At 62.6% G+C, this 19,056-nt stretch carries 15 protein-coding genes; 8 read left to right on the top strand and 7 right to left on the bottom strand.

Going from position 1 to position 19,056, the window contains the following annotated elements:
* On the bottom strand, window positions 1-1,429 hold a 1,429-nt coding region (locus tag IB266_RS26720), incomplete at its 3' end, for a retention module-containing protein (protein ID WP_192263463.1).
* Between the two features lie 455 nt (window positions 1,430-1,884).
* Between IB266_RS26720 and IB266_RS26715 the strand changes: the two genes are divergently transcribed.
* The 3 genes from IB266_RS26715 to IB266_RS26705 all read left to right on the top strand — a co-directional run bounded on the left by IB266_RS26715 (window position 1,885) and on the right by IB266_RS26705 (window position 6,973).
* Window positions 1,885-3,243: a TolC family outer membrane protein gene (locus IB266_RS26715; RefSeq protein WP_192263461.1), complete on the top strand. Its 1,359-nt coding sequence runs from the start codon at window positions 1,885-1,887 to the stop codon at window positions 3,241-3,243.
* Window positions 3,244-3,272: 29 nt separating this feature from the next.
* The gene (locus tag IB266_RS26710) at window positions 3,273-5,432 is read left to right on the top strand and encodes a type I secretion system permease/ATPase (RefSeq protein ID WP_192263459.1); all 2,160 of its coding nucleotides are present in this window, start codon (window positions 3,273-3,275) and stop codon (window positions 5,430-5,432) included.
* Between the two features lie 176 nt (window positions 5,433-5,608).
* Window positions 5,609-6,973, top strand: a complete 1,365-nt coding sequence (locus IB266_RS26705) for an HlyD family type I secretion periplasmic adaptor subunit (RefSeq protein WP_192263458.1) — start codon at window positions 5,609-5,611, stop codon at window positions 6,971-6,973.
* A gap of 55 nt (window positions 6,974-7,028) precedes the next feature.
* On the opposite strand, the gene IB266_RS26700 is transcribed toward IB266_RS26705, so the two are convergent.
* Together IB266_RS26700 and IB266_RS26695 are read right to left on the bottom strand one after the other, a co-directional pair.
* Complete coding sequence (locus IB266_RS26700; RefSeq protein ID WP_192263457.1) at window positions 7,029-7,625, bottom strand: tRNA-uridine aminocarboxypropyltransferase; 597 nt, start codon at window positions 7,623-7,625, stop codon at window positions 7,029-7,031.
* Between the two features lie 2 nt (window positions 7,626-7,627).
* On the bottom strand, window positions 7,628-8,521 hold the full coding sequence (locus IB266_RS26695) for a LysR family transcriptional regulator (RefSeq protein WP_192263456.1): 894 nt from the start codon (window positions 8,519-8,521) through the stop codon (window positions 7,628-7,630).
* Between the two features lie 310 nt (window positions 8,522-8,831).
* Between IB266_RS26695 and speB the strand changes: the two genes are divergently transcribed.
* The 4 genes from speB (at window position 8,832) to IB266_RS26675 (ending at window position 13,372) form a co-directional block, all read left to right on the top strand.
* Window positions 8,832-9,782 (top strand): agmatinase, encoded by a 951-nt coding sequence (gene speB / locus IB266_RS26690; protein ID WP_003198979.1) that lies wholly within the window; start codon window positions 8,832-8,834, stop codon window positions 9,780-9,782.
* A 9-nt stretch (window positions 9,783-9,791) separates the two neighbouring features.
* Window positions 9,792-10,199, top strand: coding sequence for a YybH family protein (locus IB266_RS26685; protein WP_192263455.1), 408 nt, complete (start codon window positions 9,792-9,794; stop codon window positions 10,197-10,199).
* 49 nt (window positions 10,200-10,248) lie between these two features.
* Complete coding sequence (locus IB266_RS26680) at window positions 10,249-11,760, top strand: purine-cytosine permease family protein (RefSeq protein WP_192263476.1); 1,512 nt, start codon at window positions 10,249-10,251, stop codon at window positions 11,758-11,760.
* 223 nt (window positions 11,761-11,983) lie between these two features.
* On the top strand, window positions 11,984-13,372 hold the full coding sequence (locus IB266_RS26675; protein ID WP_192263454.1) for a sodium:solute symporter: 1,389 nt from the start codon (window positions 11,984-11,986) through the stop codon (window positions 13,370-13,372).
* Window positions 13,373-13,614: 242 nt separating this feature from the next.
* Here IB266_RS26675 and IB266_RS30915 read toward each other — a convergent pair whose 3' ends face one another.
* Window positions 13,615-13,743: a PA1414 family protein gene (locus tag IB266_RS30915; protein ID WP_003198971.1), complete on the bottom strand. Its 129-nt coding sequence runs from the start codon at window positions 13,741-13,743 to the stop codon at window positions 13,615-13,617.
* Window positions 13,744-13,882: 139 nt separating this feature from the next.
* Window positions 13,883-14,776, bottom strand: a complete 894-nt coding sequence (ptrR, locus tag IB266_RS26670) for a putrescine utilization regulator PtrR (RefSeq protein WP_192263453.1) — start codon at window positions 14,774-14,776, stop codon at window positions 13,883-13,885.
* Between the two features lie 103 nt (window positions 14,777-14,879).
* Here ptrR and IB266_RS26665 point away from each other — a divergent pair, with 103 nt between their 5' ends.
* Entirely contained in the window at window positions 14,880-16,052 is a 1,173-nt protein-coding gene (locus tag IB266_RS26665; protein WP_192263451.1) for an MFS transporter, read from the top strand.
* On the opposite strand, the gene IB266_RS26660 is transcribed toward IB266_RS26665, so the two are convergent.
* Both IB266_RS26660 and IB266_RS26655 read right to left on the bottom strand, forming a co-directional pair.
* The gene (locus IB266_RS26660) at window positions 16,053-17,507 is read right to left on the bottom strand and encodes an NCS1 family nucleobase:cation symporter-1 (protein WP_060738694.1); all 1,455 of its coding nucleotides are present in this window, start codon (window positions 17,505-17,507) and stop codon (window positions 16,053-16,055) included.
* A 389-nt stretch (window positions 17,508-17,896) separates the two neighbouring features.
* The gene (locus tag IB266_RS26655; RefSeq protein WP_060738695.1) at window positions 17,897-18,733 is read right to left on the bottom strand and encodes a S1 RNA-binding domain-containing protein; all 837 of its coding nucleotides are present in this window, start codon (window positions 18,731-18,733) and stop codon (window positions 17,897-17,899) included.
* Between the last annotated feature and the right edge of the window lie 323 nt (window positions 18,734-19,056).

The raw sequence follows: 19,056 nt of genomic DNA, 5'->3' as shown, positions 1-19,056 counted from the left end.
TGAACGTGCCACTTTGAGTCAGGGCCGATGCGTCCGGGCTGCTGCCGTCGCTGAGGTTTTTTTCCTGCAACGACAGCTCGCCACCTTCAGCATTCAGGCCCACCAACACCACCGGATCATCATTGTTATGCACTTGCAACACCAGGTTCGCAGTGCTGGTGTCGCCGTCGGCATCGGTGAGCGTGTAGGTGAACGTCTCGGTACCGCTGCCCCCACCATGCAACGCGACGAATTGCGGGTCGCTGGTGTTCAGGGTGTAGGTGTACGTGCCGTTGGGGTTGAGCACCAGGGTGCCGTAGGTGCCGGTGAACGTCCCGCCAATGATCGGCCCGCTGTCGGGACCGGTGGGGATCCGGTCGGCGCCCTGGTGATCGTTTGGCAGTACGTTGCCGGTAAGGGTGACCAGAGTTTCCGACGCCGTGTTCGCGTGGCTGTCGTCGATCGCCTGGGGCACGTCATCGGTGATGTTGACGTCCAGGGTGCCGGTGGCCGTGTCGCCGTCGGTGTCGACGGCCACCACGGGGAACTGCTCGGTAATGTTGTTGGCACCACCGCCGGCAGGATGGGTTTCATTGTCTGTCAGGGTGTAGGTGTAACTGACCACCCCCGTGGTGGGGTCATAGCCCGTGATGGTCAACGTGTTGCCCAGCGCCGACGTGATGGTCTGAGGAAAGCCCGCGGGCACGCCACCACTGATCACGTTGATGCCGCCGATGCTCAGGCTGCTCAGCCCGTCAGGCGCGGATACCGTGAAGGTGCCATTTTGTACCAGCGCCCCCGGATTGCTGGCCGAACCATCGGCCAGATTGGCCTCGTTGGTGGTCAGTTCGCCGCCCTCGACATTGACCCCGTCGAGGGTCACGGGGTTGTCCGGCGTCTCAGGGGTTACTGGCGGCACGGTTGCATCATCGCCGGTGTTATCCGGATCACCGGCCAAGCGTAGCTGGGGAAATTCGGGAATCCCGTTGAACCCGGCCGTCGGGAAACCGATCAGCGGATCGACCTCCCCGCCGACTTCTTCCAACAGCACAAAACTGTGCCCGCCGCCTACACCACCCGGGTTGCCACCTTCGGGTCCGGCGGCCGTGGCTTCACCGGTCTGGGTCGGGTCGGCACCGGCAGCGATGGCTTGCTGCAGCTTCTGCACATCGGTCAGTTGCGCGTCGCTCGGCGTCGTCGTGTCGGGCGTGTCGACATGAGGCGCATGGTTGGCCAGCAGCTGCGGGGTCAGGGTCAGGTTGCTTTCGCGGCCCAGGGTCAACGACTGGCCGTTCTGCAGATGCACAGCCACGGCCCCTTCGGCACCGGTGACCAAGTGTTCGCCGGCATAGAGCCGATCGCCTTCGACCAAAGGCCGCCGCAGGCCACCAGCCGCTTCTGCGAAAACTTGCCCGACCACTTTGCTGACGATACCGATGAGCGCTGCCATGTGCATTTCCTCCGTTGCCGACCGCAATCGGCACCTGTCTGGGTGAAGAATTCGTCCTCAGGTTTAGCGACCCAAAAAGCTGGAAAATCTGCCAGCTTTCGCGAAAGCAGAAGGTGCTGGCAATTCGCCCAAACGACAAAAAACCGTCACCAAAAACCGCTTCTCACATCGCCCTTTCGGCACTTCTTCACGTCGCTTAAAAATCTGCATGAAACTTTTATTGACGCCTAAAAGCCGTCAGAACCCGCAGATTCAAAGGCTTTCGCTTTGAACAATGTGCCGGTTTTTTTCAAGCTCATAAGTTTTTTTCGGAATAATGCTTATGAGAAATTCTTCTTAGGTTTTGCTCAGGATGTTCTTAGCTGTGTTGTTACAAGGTTGAAACGGTTTTGATCTTAAACACGTCAATATTTTGGCGACAAGCGAAGCACTACAGACCTCAGGAGATGCACCCCATGCGCGTTCTAACCCCCCTCTGCAGCGCGGTTTTGCTGGCCATGGCCTGCTCTTCTCAGGCGCAGGCCATGTCATTGACCGAGGCGATCCAGAGCACCATCGCGACTCACCCGGAACTGGCACAACGGGTGGACAGCCGTCTGTCGGCCAATGAAGACGTCAAGGTCGCCAGGGGGGGGCTTTTCCCATCGGTGGATCTCAATGCCGGTTACGGCCGTGGCTACAGCGACAACACCAACACCCGTGCCCTGGGCAACCACCACACCAATATCCTGACCTACACCCAATCGGAGCTGCGCCTGCGGCAGATGATCTTCGACGGGTTCAACACTGCCAATGAAGTGCAGCGCACCCAGGGCGTGGTCAATTCCCGGGCCTATTACGCCCAGGGCACCGCCCAGGATCTGGCGCTGCGTACCATCGAGGTCTACCTGGAAGTGCTCAAGCGTCGCGAGCTGGTGACCCTGGCCAAGAACAACCTGCAGGCGCACCTGCGGGTCAACGACCAGATCGGCCTGCGCACCGAGCGTGGGGTGGGCAGTACGGCCGACTCCGACCAGTCCAATGCCCGTCGGGCCCTGGCGGAAAACAACTTCGACACCGCCCAGGTGGACCTGGCGGACGCCGAGGCGAACTTCTACAGCGTGGTCGGACGCATGCCCGATGAGCTGGAGGCGCCGCCCTCGACCAAAGGCGAAATCCCCGCCGACCTGCGCGAAGCCCAGCAAAGCATGGTGGATAACAACCCGTACCTGAAATCGGCCCAGGCCGACATACAGTCCGCCGAGAGCCAATATGAAGTGGCGAAGTCACCGTTCTACCCGCGCTTCGATGCCGAAGCGGCGGTGGGCGCCAACAACAACCTCGGCGGCGAAGAAGGCCACGACAACAACTGGCGTGTGGGTGTGGTGATGAACTACAACCTGTTCCGCGGTGGCAGCGACAAGGCACGGCTGGCGTCCAACGCCCACCAGATCAACCAGGCCATGGACATCCGCAACAACGCCCTGCGCCAGCTCAACGAAGACACGCGCCTGGCCTGGAACGCGATGCTCAACGCCCGCAAACAGACCCCCACCGCCCGCGAATACGCCGACACCACCGCCCGTGTCCGCGCCGCGTACCAGGATCAGTTCGGTCTCGGCCAGCGCACCCTGCTCGACCTGCTCGACAGCGAAAACGAGTTGTACAACGCCAACCGTCGCTACACCGAAGTGCGTTACACCGAGGAGTACTCGATGTACCGAGTGCTGGCGAACATGGGCCTGCTGTTGCACAAACAACGGATCGTGCTGCCGGCCGATGCGGTCGCGCAGACCGAAGTCAAGAATCAGGCACGGCTGCCGGAACTGAAGTAGCCCCCTCCAAAAAAACGGGAGCGAACACTGTGACCAGCATGGAACCCACAACCCCCGGCGCCGATCCGCGCCTGAACTTCGATGATCCCTTGCTGGACGGCCTGTTGATCCTCTGCAAACTCCATGGCGCGACAGTCAGCCGCGCCAGCCTCAGCGCCGGGCTCCCTATGGCGCACCAACGCTTGAGCCTGGACCTGCTGCCCCGCGCAGCGGCCCGGGCGAGCTTGCAGGCGCGGTTGTTGCGTCGTGAGCTGGCGGACATCTCCCCCCTGAACCTGCCGGTGATGCTGATCCTGGCGGGGGGCCGCTGCGCGGTATTGCGGCGCTGGGGCGAGGATGGCAAGGCGCTGATCCTGCCCAGTGAAGCCGATGGTGGCGAGCAGTGGGTCAGCCGCGAGGAACTGACCACCGATTACAGCGGCCAGGCGCTATTCGCCCGGCCGCGCCATGAACTCGAAGACCTGCGCTCGCCCCTGGTGCCGCGGGTCGAGGCGTGGTTTCGCGACACCTTGAAACTGTCGCGCTGGCTGTACAGCGACGCGATCCTGGCGAGTTTCCTGATCAACCTGCTGGGGCTGATGGTGCCGCTGTTCGTCATGCAGACCTACGACCGCGTGGTGCCGAACCAGGCCACGTCCACCTTGTGGGTGCTGGCCGTGGGGCTGTTGATCGGCACCGGCTTCGAACTGGTGCTGCGGGTGGTGCGCGCCCATCTGCTGGACACTGCCGGCAAGAAAACCGACGTGATTCTGTCCGCCACCCTGTTCGAACGCATCACCGGCATGGCGATGAAGGCCAAGCCGGTGACCATCGGCGGCTTCGCCCAGAGCATCCACGACTTCCAGGGCCTGCGCGAATTCCTCACGGCGGTGACGCTCACCAGCTTGATAGACCTGCCCTTCGCCCTGCTGATGCTCGTCGTGATCGGCCTGCTGGGTGGCTGGCTGGTGGTGATCCCCGTGATCGCGTTTCCGATCACCATCGTCTTCGCCATAATCATCCAGGTGCGCCTGCGCGACACCGTGCAAAAAAGCCTGGCCCTCGGCGCCCAGCGCCAGGCCCTGCTGATCGAAACCCTCGGTGGCCTGGAAACCCTCAAGGCCTGCAGCGCCGAAAGCGAACGCCAGCATCAATGGGAAAGCACCCACGGTGCCCTCACCCGCCTGGACAGCCATGCGCGCAACCTCTCGGCACTGGCGACCAATGGCACCTTGTTCCTGCAACAACTGGCGGGCATGGCGACCATCGTCGCCGGGGTCTACAGCATCATTGCCGGCAACCTCAGCGTCGGTGCGCTGGTGGCGACCTACATGCTCGGCAGCCGGGTGCTCGCCCCGCTCGGGCAGATCGCCGGGCTGATCACCCGCTACCAGCAAGCCCAGCTCACCATGCGCAGCACCGATGCCTTGATGGCGTTGCCCCAGGAGCGAGACGCCAAGCAGCGGCCGTTGGACCGTACCCAATTGCAGGGCGCACTGGACGTCAACGGCGTGACGTTCCACTACAACGGCCAGAGCGCCCCGGCGCTGACCAATATCAGTTTCAGCCTCAAGCCCGGCGAACGGGTCGGGATCATTGGCCGCAGTGGCTCGGGCAAGAGCACCCTGGCGCGCCTGGTGATGGGTTTCTATGCACCGGAGGAAGGCCAGTTGCTGCTGGACGGCCTGGATCTGCGGCAACTGGACGTCGCCGACCTGCGCCAACAGATCGGCTACGTCGCCCATGACCTGCCGCTGTTGGCCGGCAGCCTGCGGGACAATCTCACCCTGGGCGCGCGCTACATCAGTGATGCGCGCATGCTGGAAGTGGCGGAACTGACCGGTGTCACCGAACTGGCGCGCCAGCATCCCCAAGGTTTCGATCGCCCGGTGGGCGAGCGCGGGCAACTGCTGTCCGGCGGCCAACGCCAAGCCGTGCTGCTGGCCCGGGCCTTGTTGCTCGACCCGCCGATCCTGCTGCTGGACGAACCCACCAGTGCCATGGACAACACCAGCGAAGACGTCCTGCGGCAGAAGCTTCACACCCATGTACAGGGCAAGACGGTGCTGCTGGTCACTCACCGCACCTCGATGCTGAGCCTGGTGGACCGGTTGGTGGTGCTGGATAACGGCCGGATCGTGGCGGATGGGCCGAAGGAAGCGGTCATCGATGCCTTGCGCAAGGGACGGGTAGGCTCTGCGGCGGTTTAAGCCGCTCTAACTGTCAGCACAGCACCTGTGGGAGCAAGGCTTGCCCGCGATACAGGCGCCTCGGTTCCAGTGAGACCGCATTAGCTTCATCGCGGGCAAGCCTTGCTCCCACAGATAACCCTCTCAAGCCACAGGTATGTGTTCGGCTTATTTCACTTAACTGACGGGTACCGCCCATGTCTGCCCAAACACCGGATTCAACCGCCCGAAGCTACTTCGGCAGTTTCAGCAAAAGCGCCGAAAGCGAGTTCATGCCGGAAACCGCCGGCGCCACGCTGCAGGATTCGCCCCGACGCTCGCGGGTTACCGTGTGGCTGGCCGCCGGGTTGATCATCACCGGGCTGGTCTGGGCGAAGTTGGCGGTCTTGCAGGAAGTCACCACTGGCGAAGGCAAGGCGATTCCGTCGAGCAAGATCCAGGTGATCCAGAACCTGGAGGGCGGCATCGTCACCGAGATATTCGTGCGCGAAGGCCAGATGGTGAACAAGGGCGACACCCTGCTGCGCCTGGACGACACGCGATATCAATCGAACAAGGGCGAGAGCGAAGCCGACCGCTATGCCTTGACCGCCCAGGTCGAACGCTTGTCGGCCGAGGCCGAGGGCCGGCCCTTCAAGCTTTCAGCGGAGGTGATCGCCAAGGCCCCGCAAGTGGCCGAGGACGAGCGTTCACTGTATGAACAGCGCCAGCGGCGCCTGGCCAGCGAACAACGGACCCTGACTGAACAGCTGCGGCAGAAGACCCAGGAGCTGGCGGAGTTTCGCTCCAAACAAGGCCAGTTCAGCTCCGCCCTGGCCTTGTTGCAGGAAGAAATGAACATGTCCGCGCCACTGGTGCGCACCGGGGCCGTGTCGCCGGTGGAAATCCTGCGGCTCAAGCGCAGCGCGGTGGAAATCCGCGGTTCGCTCAACGCCACCACCCTGGCGATTCCCCGGGCCGAATCGGCGATCAACGAGATCAAGAGCAAGATCGACGAATCGGAACAGACCTTCCGCTCCGAGGCGGCCAAGGACCTCAACGAGAAACGCACCGAACTGTCGAAAATCACCGCCTCGAGCATCGCCATAGACGACCGCGTGACCCGCACGACGGTGGTCTCGCCGGTGCATGGGGTGATCAAGCAACTGAAGGTCAACACCATCGGCGGCGTGGTGCAGCCGGGCAACGACATGGTGGAAATCGTGCCCCTGGAAGACAACCTGCTGATCGAAGCCAAGGTCCGCCCCCAGGACGTGGCGTTCCTGCACCCGGGCCAGAAAGCCATGGTCAAGTTCAGCGCCTACGACTACACGATCTATGGTGGGCTGAGCGCCAGGCTCGAACTGATCGGCGCCGACACCATCACCGATGACAAGGGCAACAGCTTCTACCTGATCCAGGTGCGCACCGACAAAAACCACTTGGGCGGGGATGCCAAGCCGTTACTGATCATTCCGGGAATGGTGGCGACGGTGGATATCATTACCGGGGAGAAAAGTGTCCTGGATTACCTGCTCAAGCCGGTGTTGAAGGCGCGGACCGAGGCGATGCGCGAGCGCTGATCTGGATTTGACTCGACCTGTGGCGAGGGAGCTTGCTCCCTCGCCACAGAGTTATCTAACCTCCGCCATGATTCTGCTGATAGGTCTGCTCCCCCATCGCCGCAATCTGCCCCTCGATCAAGGCCTCGAACGGCCTCAGCAACGCCTCGAAACTCGCCGGCGCTTCCAGGACCTGCAATGCCTGGACAATCGCCTCCACCGTCGACAACGCCCCCGGCCCGGGCGCCTTGCGCAAGCGGTAACGGGACACAGCGCCCTCGGCCAGGGTCACTCTCGGCAGTGCCGCCAGCAGCGGGTTGAGGTGCAGCAGCTTGCGCGCCTTGCGCCAGGTGCCATCCGGGACGACCAGCAGGATCGGCTCATCGGACGGGGCGCAGGCCTGCAACGGTTGCGCCTCATCGCCGGGAAACAACAACCGCGCCTGATAGCCCGGTTGATTGAGCAACCGGGGCAAATCCTCGAACACCTCACCCACGATCAACTCGGCATTATTGAGCCCCAACGCCGCCAGCCGGGCGGTATTCAAAGCGTGGTTCACTTCACTGGGATGCTGCAACAGCAAGACGCGGGTGCGACTGTCGAGGCTGGGGATCAGCGGGCACAGGCAATGGCTTTGTGGCCTGTGGCAACGCGGGCATTGGATTCTGGACATGGTCAGGCCTGGTTCAGTTGAGCTTTGAGCAAATCACGGAAGGTCTGGATCAGCGGCTCGCGGCTGCGACCACGGCGCACGATCATCGAAAACGGCGCCTGATAGCCGAAGGTCGCTGGCAGCAGCACGCGCAAGTCGCCCTTGTCGACCCAGGCCTGGGCGTAGTGCTCAGGCAGGTAGCCGACGTAGGCACCGGACAGCACCAGGATCAACTGCGCCTCCATGCTCTCCACCGTCGCCGCGCTGTGCTTGAAGCCGTGGCGCGCCAGTTCGGCCTGGCTCCAGTAACCGCGCCCGACCATGCGCTGCTGGGTGATGACCTGCTCGGGAATGCGCCGCTCGTTGAACAGCGGGTGACGGTTGCTGCAATACAACCAGTGCTGTTCACGGTACAGCGGCATGTAGACCAGCCCGCTCATGCGCGTGGAAAACGCACCGATGGCCAGGTCCAGGCGGTTGTCCTGCACGCCGAGTTGCAGCTCGTAAGGGCTCATGACCGATAGATGCAAATGCACCGCCGGATGTTCCTGGCTGTAGGCACCGATGGCTTCGGCGAACGGCAAGGCCTCGTCGCTGACGGTGGAGTCGATCACCCCCAGGTTCAGCGTACCGCGCAGTTCCCCCTTGAGCGCGGCGGCGTACTGCTCGAACCCTTCGAGCTCGCCCAACAGGCGCAGGGTTTCCTGATGGAACAGCTCGCCCTTGCTGGTCAGGCTGAACCCGCCCCGGCCGCGATGACACAGCACCAGGCCCAGGGCCGATTCCAGCTGGCTCATGTAGGTGCTGATGGCCGATGTGGACAGGTTGAGCTCGTGCTGGGCATTGGCGAACCCCTGGTGCCGGACCACGCTGACAAAAATGCGCAGCAGTTTCAGGTCGGGTAGAGCGTTGGCCATTGGGATGTCTCCATACAGGCGGGTCACTGCACATTTGTGGCGAGGGGATTTATCTGTGGGAGCAGAGCTTGCTCGCGATGCAGGCGCTTCGGTTCCAGGGGAAACCGCATGAACTTCATCGCGGGCAAGCCTTGCTCCCACAGGCTTGCACCCACCATTTAACCTCAACAGATCAGTCGCGAGTCTATCGCCCCGCCCGCCATTAGTTTAGAAAAATCTGAACTAAGTATTTGCCGCCAGCGATTCTTCACGGCAACGGCTTTTCGCAGAATCGGTCCCTGATAAGTAAAACAACGATGAGGCCCTACCTGTGGACAAGATTCTTCACCAACCACTGGGCGGCAACGAAATGCCGCGCTTCGGCGGCATCGCCACCATGATGCGACTCCCCCATTTGCAAACCGCTGCCGGCCTGGACGCGGCCTTCGTCGGCGTGCCGCTGGACATCGGCACCTCCCTGCGCGCCGGCACCCGTTTCGGTCCTCGCGAGATCCGCGCCGAATCCGTGATGATCCGCCCCTACAACATGGCCACCGGCGCCGCGCCGTTCGACTCACTGTCGGTGGCGGACATCGGCGATGTGCCGATCAACACCTTCAACCTGCTGGACGCGGTGCGGATCATCGAAGAGTCGTACCACAAGATCCTCGAACACAACGTCATCCCCCTGACCCTGGGGGGCGATCACACCATTACCCTGCCGATCCTGCGGGCGATCCACAAGAAACACGGCAAGGTCGGCCTGGTGCACATCGACGCCCACGCCGATGTGAACGACCACATGTTCGGCGAGAAGATCGCCCATGGCACCACCTTCCGCCGCGCCGTGGAGGAAGGCCTGCTCGATTGCGACCGAGTAGTGCAGATCGGCCTGCGGGCCCAGGGCTACACCGCCGATGATTTCAACTGGAGCCGCAACCAGGGCTTTCGCGTGGTCCAGGCCGAAGAGTGCTGGCACAAATCCCTGGCGCCGTTGATGGCCGAAGTGCGCGAGAAAGTCGGCGGTGGCCCGGTGTACCTGAGCTTCGACATCGACGGCATCGACCCGGCCTGGGCGCCCGGCACCGGCACCCCGGAAATCGGCGGCCTGACCACCATCCAGGCGATCGAAATCGTCCGGGGCTGCCAGGGCCTCGACCTGGTCGGTTGCGATCTGGTAGAAGTCTCGCCGCCGTACGACACCACCGGCAACACCTCGCTGCTGGGCGCCAATCTGCTGTACGAGATGCTCTGCGTACTGCCCGGCGTGGTTCATCGCTGAGGTGCGGCCATGAACGATCGAGATCAAGTCCTCAAGGCTGCCGCTGAGCTGGTGTCGGCCTTCGCCCGCAATGACCGCGACGCCTACTTCGGTGCGTTCACGGCCGATGCGAGTTTCGTGTTCCACACCCTTGAACAGCCCCTGCTGTCACGCGATGCCTACCAGGCGTTGTGGGATCGCTGGCGGTCCGAGGATGGCTTCGAAGTGCTCAACTGCACCTCGAGCAACGCCTTCGTCAGCCTGCAAGGGGACGTGGCGATTTTCATCCATGACGTGGCCACCGAGCTGCGCATGCAAGGGGAGCTTTACTTTAGCCAGGAGCGCGAAACCATTGTGTTTCGCCAAGAACAACAAGGCCTGTGGCTGGCCTGTCACGAACACTTGTCCGCAATGCCGGAAGGGCTGCCATCCCCTTAGCAACAGGTGACATTCACATTCGATGAACGCGCCTCGATGATCGGAGCAGATCATGCATAACAATAACGATAAAAGCCTTACGCACATTGAAACCAACGGGGTCGAACAGATCCCGGACCACGAACGCACCGCCGGCCCGGGCGACCTGTTTCGCCTGATCTTCGGCGGCGCCAATACCTTTGCCACCGCCGTGCTCGGCAGTTTCCCGGTGCTGTTCGGCTTGTCGTTCCAGGCCGGGGTCTGGGCGATTGTGCTGGGCGTGTTGGTGGGTTCGATCATTCTCGCGCCGATGGGCCTGTTCGGCCCGCTCAACGGCACCAACAACGCGGTGTCTTCCGGTGCGCACTTCGGCGTGCACGGGCGCATCGTCGGCTCGTTCCTCTCGTTGCTGACCGCCATCGCGTTTTTCTCGCTGTCGGTGTGGAGCTCGGGCGATGCGTTGATCGGCGGCGCCAAGCGGCTGGTCGGCTTGCCGGAAACCGACCTGAGCCTGGGCCTGGCCTACGGCCTGTTCGCCTTGCTGGTGTTGACGGTGTGCATCTACGGCTTCCGCTTCATGCTGTGGGTCAACCGCATTGCCGTGTGGGCCGCCAGCCTGCTGTTCCTGCTGGGCATTTTCGCCTTCGCACCGACCTTCGACAGCCAGTTCGCCGGCACGGTCAGCCTCGGCCAGCCGGGCTTCTACGCCGCCTTCATCGGCGCGGCACTGGTAGCCATGAGCAACCCGATTTCCTTCGGAGCGTTCCTGGGCGACTGGTCGCGCTACATCCCCCGCAACACGCCCAAGCGCCGCATCATGCTGGCCGTGATCGCGGCACAACTGGCGACATTGATCCCATTCCTGTTCGGCCTCGCCACCGCCACCATCGTGGCGATCAAGGCGCCGGACTACATCGCGGCCAACAATTACGTGGGCGGGCTGCTGGCAGTTTCGCCGGGGTGGTTCTTCCTGCCGGTGTGCCTGATCGCGGTGATCGGCGGCATGTCCACCGGCACCACGTCGCTGTATGGCACCGGGCTGGACATGTCCAGCGTGTTCCCACGGGTGCTGTCGCGGGTCAAGGCGACGCTGCTGATCGGCGTGCTGTCGATTGCCTTCATCTTCATCGGGCGCTTCGCGGCGAACCTGGTGCAGAGCGTATCCACATTCGCCGTGCTGATCATCACCTGCACCACACCGTGGATGGTGATCATGATCATCGGCCTGCTGGTGCGCCGCGGCTTCTACTGCCCGGATGACCTGCAAGTGTTCACCCGCGGTGAAACCGGCGGGCGCTACTGGTTCAGCCACGGCTGGAACTGGCGCGGCCTGGGGGCGTGGATCCCCAGTGCGCTGGTGGGGTTGTGCTTCGTCAACCTGCCGGGGCAGTTCGTCGGGCCGCTGGGGGAATTGGCCGGTGGGATCGACATCAGCCTGCCGGTGACCCTGGGCCTGGCCTCGGTGGTGTACCTGGTGCTGCTTGGGTTGTTCCCAGAGCCGGCGGCGGTGTATGGGCCGGATGATCCGCGTAGGAACGATTCGGCGTCCATCGATAAACCGCAGCTCGGGCAGACCGTCTGACCCGAGGTGAACGCATCACCTGGCTGTAAATGCAACACCTGAGGCTGGGAGCTTTTGTGGCGAGGGAGCTTGCTCCCGCTGGACCGGGCTGGCGCTCCAGTGCGGAGCGCTCCCGAAATAGCGATTGCTTCGCAACCGAGCGGGAGCAAGCTCCCTCGCCACAAAAGCGTCACCCGACATCACCCCGACTTCCTATAAAAAAAACAATCGGAGACACGCCACCATGGCTTTGGACTTAATCGTCGTTCTCATCTACGCCGCCGGCATGATCGCCCTCGGCTGGTACGGCATGCGCCGCGCCAAAACCCGTGACGACTACCTGGTGGCCGGGCGCAACCTCGGCCCGGGCTTCTACCTGGGCACCATGGCCGCCACCGTCCTGGGCGGTGCATCCACCATCGGTACCGTGCGCCTGGGCTACGTCTACGGCATTTCCGGATTCTGGCTGTGCGGCGCCATCGGCCTGGGCATCGTCGGCCTGAGCCTGTTCCTCGCCAAGCCGTTGCTCAAACTCAAGATCTACACCGTGACCCAAGTGCTGGAACGCCGCTACAACCCAGCGGCGCGCCAGGCCAGTGCGCTGATCATGCTGGTTTACGCACTGATGATCGGCGCCACCTCGACCATTGCCATCGGCACCGTGATGCAAGTGTTGTTCGGCCTGCCGTTCTGGGTGTCGATCCTGGTGGGCGGTGGCGTGGTGGTGCTGTATTCCACCATCGGCGGCATGTGGTCGCTGACCCTCACCGACATCGTGCAATTCCTGATCATGACCGTCGGCCTGGTGTTCCTGCTGATGCCGATGTCCATCAGTGACGCGGGCGGCTGGGATGCCATGGTGGCTAAACTGCCGGCCAGCTACTTCGACTTCACCGCGATTGGCTGGGACACCATCCTCACCTACTTCCTGATCTACTTCTTCGGCATCTTCATCGGCCAGGACATCTGGCAGCGCGTGTTCACCGCCCGCAGCGAAGGCGTGGCCAAAGTGGCCGGCACCGCCGCCGGCCTGTACTGCGTGCTGTATGGCCTGGCCGGGGCGTTGATCGGCATGGCGGCCAAGGTGTTGCTGCCGGACCTGGAGAACGTCAACAACGCCTTCGCCAGCGTGGTGCAGACCAGCCTCCCCAACGGCATTCGCGGCCTGGTGATCGCCGCGGCCCTGGCGGCCTTGATGTCCACCGCCGCAGCGGGCCTGCTCGCCGCGTCCACCACGGTGGTCCAGGACTTGCTGCCCCGTCTGCGCCAGGGCCGTGAGAGCGGCAGTGGCGACGTCCACGAGAACCGCATCGCGACCCTGCTGATGGGGGCAGTGGTCCTGGTGATCGCCCTGGTGGTCAGTGACGTCATCAGCGCCCTGACCCTGGCCTACAACCTGCTGGTGGGCGGCATGCTGATCCCGTTGATCGGCGCCATCTACTGGAAACGCGCCACCACCGCCGGCGCTATCACCAGCATGTCGCTGGGCTTCTTGACCGCGCTGTTCTTCATGCTCAAGGACGGCCTGGACGCCAACACCCCGATCTACTACAGCCTGAGCGTGGCGCTGGTGAGTTTTGTGCTGGTGAGCGTGTTGTCGCCAAGGCCGAGTACGGTGGCCAAGGCGATCTAACCGGTACGACGCAGTACCCGTGGCGAGGGAGCTTGCTCCCGCTGGGGCGCGAAGCGTGCCCAAAGCCAGGCGCCTCGGTATGTCAGAAAGGGCTGAGGAGGCTGATTTGGGTCTGCTTCGCAGCCCAGCGGGAGCAAGCTCCCTCGCCACAGGGTTCACATCGCCAATAAAAAGATCGCAGTTCCGGGCCATCTCCATTGAAATGGTCCGGAACTGCGATCTCTCCAAATTCGGTGGTGTATTTACCGGCGGCGCGGTTGGCGGCGGCGTTGCTCGTCATCGGTGCGGATCGGTACCGGTTGCATTGGCGGTTCGATCAGGCCAAGCGCGACACCCAAGTCGTGAAGCCAGTTCTGGATTTTCTCTTTCATCGTGGTGCCCCCTCAGGGTGGTGCGAGCGGCAGATTTCTGTGGCCCCTTCGCACTGATAATAGTCCGATGTTCTACGCAATGCTCGTCTCAGTTTGCAATGATCTGTTACTGAATTGATCCAAATCCACCTCCCGGAGTTCAAGCCGATTGCGCCGTGAGCATTGGCCCCCGCGGCCAGGCCTGTTGTTGCAACTCAATCCAGGCGTTCAGGTTGGCTCCGACCATGCCTTTGCGCCACATCAGCCAGGTGGTGGCGCTGGCGAACGGCTCGGCCAGCGAATGCACCGTTACCCGCTCGCGGCCCGGCAGGCTGGCCAGCATCGACTCGGACATCAACGCCACCCCGGACCCGGCGATCACACACGCCAGCATCCCCTGATAAGACTCGATTTCCATCGCCCGGCCCATGGTCGCGTGATCATGGGCAAACCAGGCCTCTAATCGCATCCGGTACGAGCAACCCCGCCGGAACGTGAACACCGCGCGGCCCTGCACATCCAGCGCGCTGTTTACTGGCGGGTGATCGGCCTCGGTAATCAGCACCAACCGCTCGTCGCACAACGGCACGCCATCCAGCCCCGCCAGCTCCAGCGGGCCGTCCACCAGTGCCGCGTCGAGCCGGTTGGTGAGCAGGCCTTCAAGCAGCTCGCCACTGGGCCCCGATTGCACTTGCAGGTTCACCGCCGGGTACGCCCGGTGATAAGCCGCCAGCAGGTCCGGCAAATGCGTCGCCGCCGTGCTGTACATCGTGCCCAGCAGGAAATCCCCGGCCGGCTGCCCGCCCTGCACGGCGGCATGGGCCTCGTCATGCAAGGCGAACAGCTTGGCCGCATAGTCCAGCAGGACTTTTCCTGCCGGCGACAACTGCAAACGCTGACGCTCCCGCAGGAAAAGGTCCACACCCAGTTGCTCTTCAAGCTGCTTGAGCCGGGTCGACAGGTTCGACGGCACCCGGTGCAGGCGCTCGGCGGCCCGGGTGATGGAACCTTCCTCGGCCACGGCCTGGAAAATCCGCAGTTGACTGAACTCCATGACCTTCTCCAAAAAAGAACAAGTTACTCACTATTATTCATTTTTAATGAAAGTCAATCAGTCCTAGCCTGACGGTCATTCGCCCCGACACCGGAGAACGACCATGTCACCTCTTATTCGCCTGCTCGGCAGTTTCATCGCGCTGATGATGGCCATGGGCATTGGCCGCTTCGCCCTGACGCCCCAGTTACCTCATTTGATCGGCGAAGGTCAGGTCGACTTGACCGCCGCCGGTCTGATTGCCGCCGCCAATTACCTGGGATACTTCCTTGGCGCGCTGGACGCCATGTTCGCCCGTCGTCCGGAACAGGTGCGGCGGCGGTTGCTCGGCGGCCTGTGGCTGTGCGTGCTGCTGACCCTGGCGTCGTTCTGGGCCTGGGGCTTCTGGCCGCACCTGGCGCTGCGTTTCGGCACCGGCGTGGCGAGCGCCTGGGTGATGGTGATGATCACCGCCCTGAGCCAACCCTTGGCTGCGGCGGTGGGACGGCCACGGCTCGGTGCCCTGGTGTTTGCCGGCCCGGGCCTGGGGATTTTCCTGACGGGCCTGCTCGCCCTGGGTTCGAACCTGCTGGGCCAGACCTCCGCCACCCTGTGGCTGGTGTATGCCGGCGTGGCCTTGGCGATGTTGTTGGTGATCTTGCCGATCCTGCCGCAGCCGGCAGCCGCAACACCTGTCGCAGGGCCGACCGCCCCGTCGCCGAACGCCGGCATCGCTCGACTGGGCGTGGTATACGCCCTGTACGGCGTGGGCTACATCATTCCGGCGACGTTCCTGTCGCAAATGGCCTCGGCGCAGTTCCACGGCCAATGGCTGGCCGATCTGTTCTGGCCCTGCTTCGGCCTGGCCGCCGCCAGCGGCGTATTGCTGGTCAGCCGGCGGCGGCCGAACCCGAACACCACCGGCCGCTGGTTGATCGGTACGCTCTGGCTGCAAGCCGCCGGGGTATTTGCCTGCCTGCTGGGCAGCGGGCCGGGGCTGGCGCTGGGGGTGATCCTGTGTGGCGCACCGTTCCTGGCCTGCATGCAACTGGTGATGCTGCGCTCCCGGGAACTGGCGCCCCACGCCACCCAGCGCAACGCGGGCCTGTTGACCGCCTGCTTTGCCGTGGGCCAACTCAGCGGCCCCCTGCTGGCAGCGCTGAGCAGCCATTTCAGCGGCAGCCTGCAACCGGCGCTGATCATTGCCGGCAGCGGCCTGGTGCTGGCCGGAGGCCTGTTGCTGCGGCCCGCCAGCCGGGGCGCGGCGAGCCCTTGCGCCCAGAGCGCCCTGCGTTGATCAGGCCTGGCCGGCCGGGCTGAACGCCTTGCTCGACTGCGTGGCCGGCTCGCGTCGCGCCAAGGCGAAATACAACACACCGCCGAGGAAGCAACCGGTGAACCAGGCAAAGTTGGCCATCGGTTGCAGCACGGGGGTGAAGGTAATCGCCACACCCATCAGCGTCGCCGGAATCAACGCCTTGACCGCCGTCCAGTTGATGCCGCCACTGTAGTAATAGCGCCCGCTGGGCCCGTCATTGAACAACGCATCGACGTCGATCTGCTGCTTCTTGATCAGGTAGTAATCCACCAGCAGGATCCCGAACAGCGGGCCGATGAACGCCGCCAGCACGTCCAGGGTGTAGTGGATCACTTCGGGGTTGTTGAACAGGTTCCACGGCGTGATGAAAATCGAAGCCACCGCCGCGATCATGCCGCCGGCGCGCCAACTGATCTTGCTGGGGGCGACGTTGGCGAAGTCGAAGGCCGGCGAGACGAAGTTGGCGACAATGTTGATGCCGATGGTGGCGGTCACGAAGGCAAAGGCCCCCAGCAAGACCGCCACGTCGTTGTCGATGCGCGCCACGGTGGCAATCGGGTCGTGGAGCATTTCACCGAACACTGGCAAGGTCCCGGAAACAATCACCACGGTGACCAGGGAGAACGCCAGGAAATTCACCGGCAGCCCCCAGAAATTACCCCGGCGCACGTCAGACATGCTCCGGCAGTAACGGCTGAAATCGCCGAAATTCAGGGTCGGGCCGGAAAAGTACGACACCACCAGGGCCGTCGCCACGATCACTTGGCCGAACGCCTGCCAGCCAGACAAGGACTTTTCTGCCAGGGTGAAGCTGATGTTGCTCCAACCGGCCTTCCACACGATCCAGCCGGCCAACAGGAACATCACGGCGTACACCACCGGCCCGGCCCAATCGATAAAACGACGGATCGACTCCATTCCGGTCCAGAACACCAGCGCCTGGACAAACCACAGGCTGAGGAAACCGAACCAACCCAGGTAGGACAAACCGGCAAAATGCGGCGTCGCGTAAACCTCCATCGAAGGAAAAAACCGGAGCACCACGATGATCAGCGCGCTGGACGCCAGGTACGTCTGAATGCCGTACCAGGCCACGGCGATCAAACCGCGAATGACCGCAGGAATATTCGCCCCGAACACCCCGAACGCCAGCCGGCAGATCACCGGGTACGGCACCGCCGCCTGTTGGCTCGGCTTGGCGACCAGGTTGGCGATCAACTGCACGATGCAGATCCCGCCGAGCAAGGCGATAAGCACCTGCCAACTCGCCAGGCCCAAGGCGAACAGACTGGCGGCGAAGACATAACCGCCCACACTGTGCACATCACTCATCCAGAACGCGAAGATGTTGTACCAATTCCATTTCTGCGGCAGTGGGCCCAGGTCCTCGTTATAGAGGCGGGGGCTGTAGCCGTTGGGCAATTGCTCGGACATTGCGGGGCTCCTTTGAGTACCGCCGTGCCCCCGTATCGACCTGCTCACCATACTGCGCACGGGAGCCGGCATGGTTTGTATACGCGTTGCTACGCAGAATGCGTGCCATAGGCGCAGGATGTGAGACAAACCGGGGTGTGTAGCGCAGAGAAATGCCGCGCAGGAACAGGCATACGCCCACGAACAGGGCGCGGGTGCATGCTAAAGGTGCAGGATTTTGTATACAGCGAAGGTCAACCTGTGGCGAGGGAGCTTGCTCCCGCTGGGGCGCGAAGCGGCCCCTTCGAACATGCCACCTCGGTGTGTCAGCTTGGATTGAGTGCACCTGGTTTGGGGCTGCTTCGCAGCCCAGCGGGAGCAAGCTCCCTCGCCACAGGAATTGTGTGCAGTTAGCTCAATTCAATGCGATCGGCATGAATGACAATCTGCCCATTCTTGTACAGCGCACCAATGGCCTTCTTGAAGTTGCCCTTGCTCACGCCAAACAGGCTGCTGATCAGCGCCGGGTCGCTCTTGTCGCTGACCGCCAGGGTGCCGTTGTTCTCTCGCAACTTGGCGAGGATCTTGGCGTTCAGGCTGGTGGCGGCTTCCTGGCCCACCGGCTGCAGGCTCAGGCTGATCTTGCCGTCCGGGCGAATCTCCTTGATGAAGCCTTTTTCCTGCATGCCGGCGCGCATGAACTTGAAGATTTCGTTCTTGTGGATCAAGCCCCAGTGCTTGTTATTGATGATCGCCTTGAACCCCATGTCGGTGGCTTCGGCGACCAGCAAATCCACTTCCTGGCCCGGCGTGTAGTTGGCCGGGGTCTTGTCCAGATAACGATCCAGGCGCGCCGTGGCGGTGATGCGGCGGGTGTGCTTGTCGAGGTAGACGTGCACCACGCAGTATTCGCCGGCGGTCATCTGGCGCTTTTCTTCGGAATACGGCAGCAACAGGTCCTTGGGCAGGCCCCAGTCCAGGAACACGCCGATGCTGTTGACCTCAACCACTTTCAGGCTGGCAAATTCACCGACCTGAACCTTGGGTTTTTCCGTGGTGGCGATCAATTTATCGTCGCTGTCCAGATAAATGAAAACATTGAGCCAGTCTTCATCTTCACTGGGAATATCCTTGGGAATATATCGATTGGGCAGCAGGATTTCGCCGTCCGCACCGCCGTCCAGATATAAACCGAAGTTAGTGTGTTTAACCACTTGCAAACTGTTGTAGCGCCCGACTAAAGCCATTTCCAATACCCTCATTGCGTGGGCGGCATTCTACCCGGTTTTGCGGCGCGATTCGTGGCCGCCGGCAAGGTTTGCCTGGAAGGCCTGGCACAACCGTTGATTTTCCTGGGTTTTCGTCCGAGGCACAGCCATTCGTCAGGCCGGAGACGGTGCATGCCGTCCTTTCTCGGCACAATATTCTTCACACGGTTGTTATTTAAAACAGAGGCTTAGGGCAATTATTGCCGGATAACGGCAGATTATTCCCGTCACGCCAGCGATAATTCAGAAGGATATTTACCAAGCAATTGTCAAGTATTTCCTGTACGATGCCTGGCCCAATT

The sequence above is a fragment of the Pseudomonas sp. Pdm06 genome, from assembly GCF_014851795.1.
Taxonomy (GTDB): Bacteria; Pseudomonadota; Gammaproteobacteria; order Pseudomonadales; family Pseudomonadaceae; genus Aquipseudomonas; species Aquipseudomonas fluorescens_AA.
Note: the sequence above shows the minus strand (reverse complement) of the source record. Positions and strands in the feature narration are given on the sequence as shown.

Coding starts and splice junctions, on each gene's coding strand:
- IB266_RS26715 (WP_192263461.1), top strand. CDS start 1,885: ATGCGCGTTCTAACCCCCCTCTGCAGCGCGGTTTTGCTGGCCATGGCC.
- IB266_RS26705 (WP_192263458.1), top strand. CDS start 5,609: ATGTCTGCCCAAACACCGGATTCAACCGCCCGAAGCTACTTCGGCAGT.
- IB266_RS26700 (WP_192263457.1), bottom strand. CDS start 7,625: ATGTCCAGAATCCAATGCCCGCGTTGCCACAGGCCACAAAGCCATTGC.
- IB266_RS26695 (WP_192263456.1), bottom strand. CDS start 8,521: ATGGCCAACGCTCTACCCGACCTGAAACTGCTGCGCATTTTTGTCAGC.
- IB266_RS26685 (WP_192263455.1), top strand. CDS start 9,792: ATGAACGATCGAGATCAAGTCCTCAAGGCTGCCGCTGAGCTGGTGTCG.
- IB266_RS26675 (WP_192263454.1), top strand. CDS start 11,984: ATGGCTTTGGACTTAATCGTCGTTCTCATCTACGCCGCCGGCATGATC.
- IB266_RS30915 (WP_003198971.1), bottom strand. CDS start 13,743: ATGAAAGAGAAAATCCAGAACTGGCTTCACGACTTGGGTGTCGCGCTT.
- ptrR (WP_192263453.1), bottom strand. CDS start 14,776: ATGGAGTTCAGTCAACTGCGGATTTTCCAGGCCGTGGCCGAGGAAGGT.
- IB266_RS26665 (WP_192263451.1), top strand. CDS start 14,880: ATGTCACCTCTTATTCGCCTGCTCGGCAGTTTCATCGCGCTGATGATG.
- IB266_RS26660 (WP_060738694.1), bottom strand. CDS start 17,507: ATGTCCGAGCAATTGCCCAACGGCTACAGCCCCCGCCTCTATAACGAG.
- IB266_RS26655 (WP_060738695.1), bottom strand. CDS start 18,733: ATGGCTTTAGTCGGGCGCTACAACAGTTTGCAAGTGGTTAAACACACT.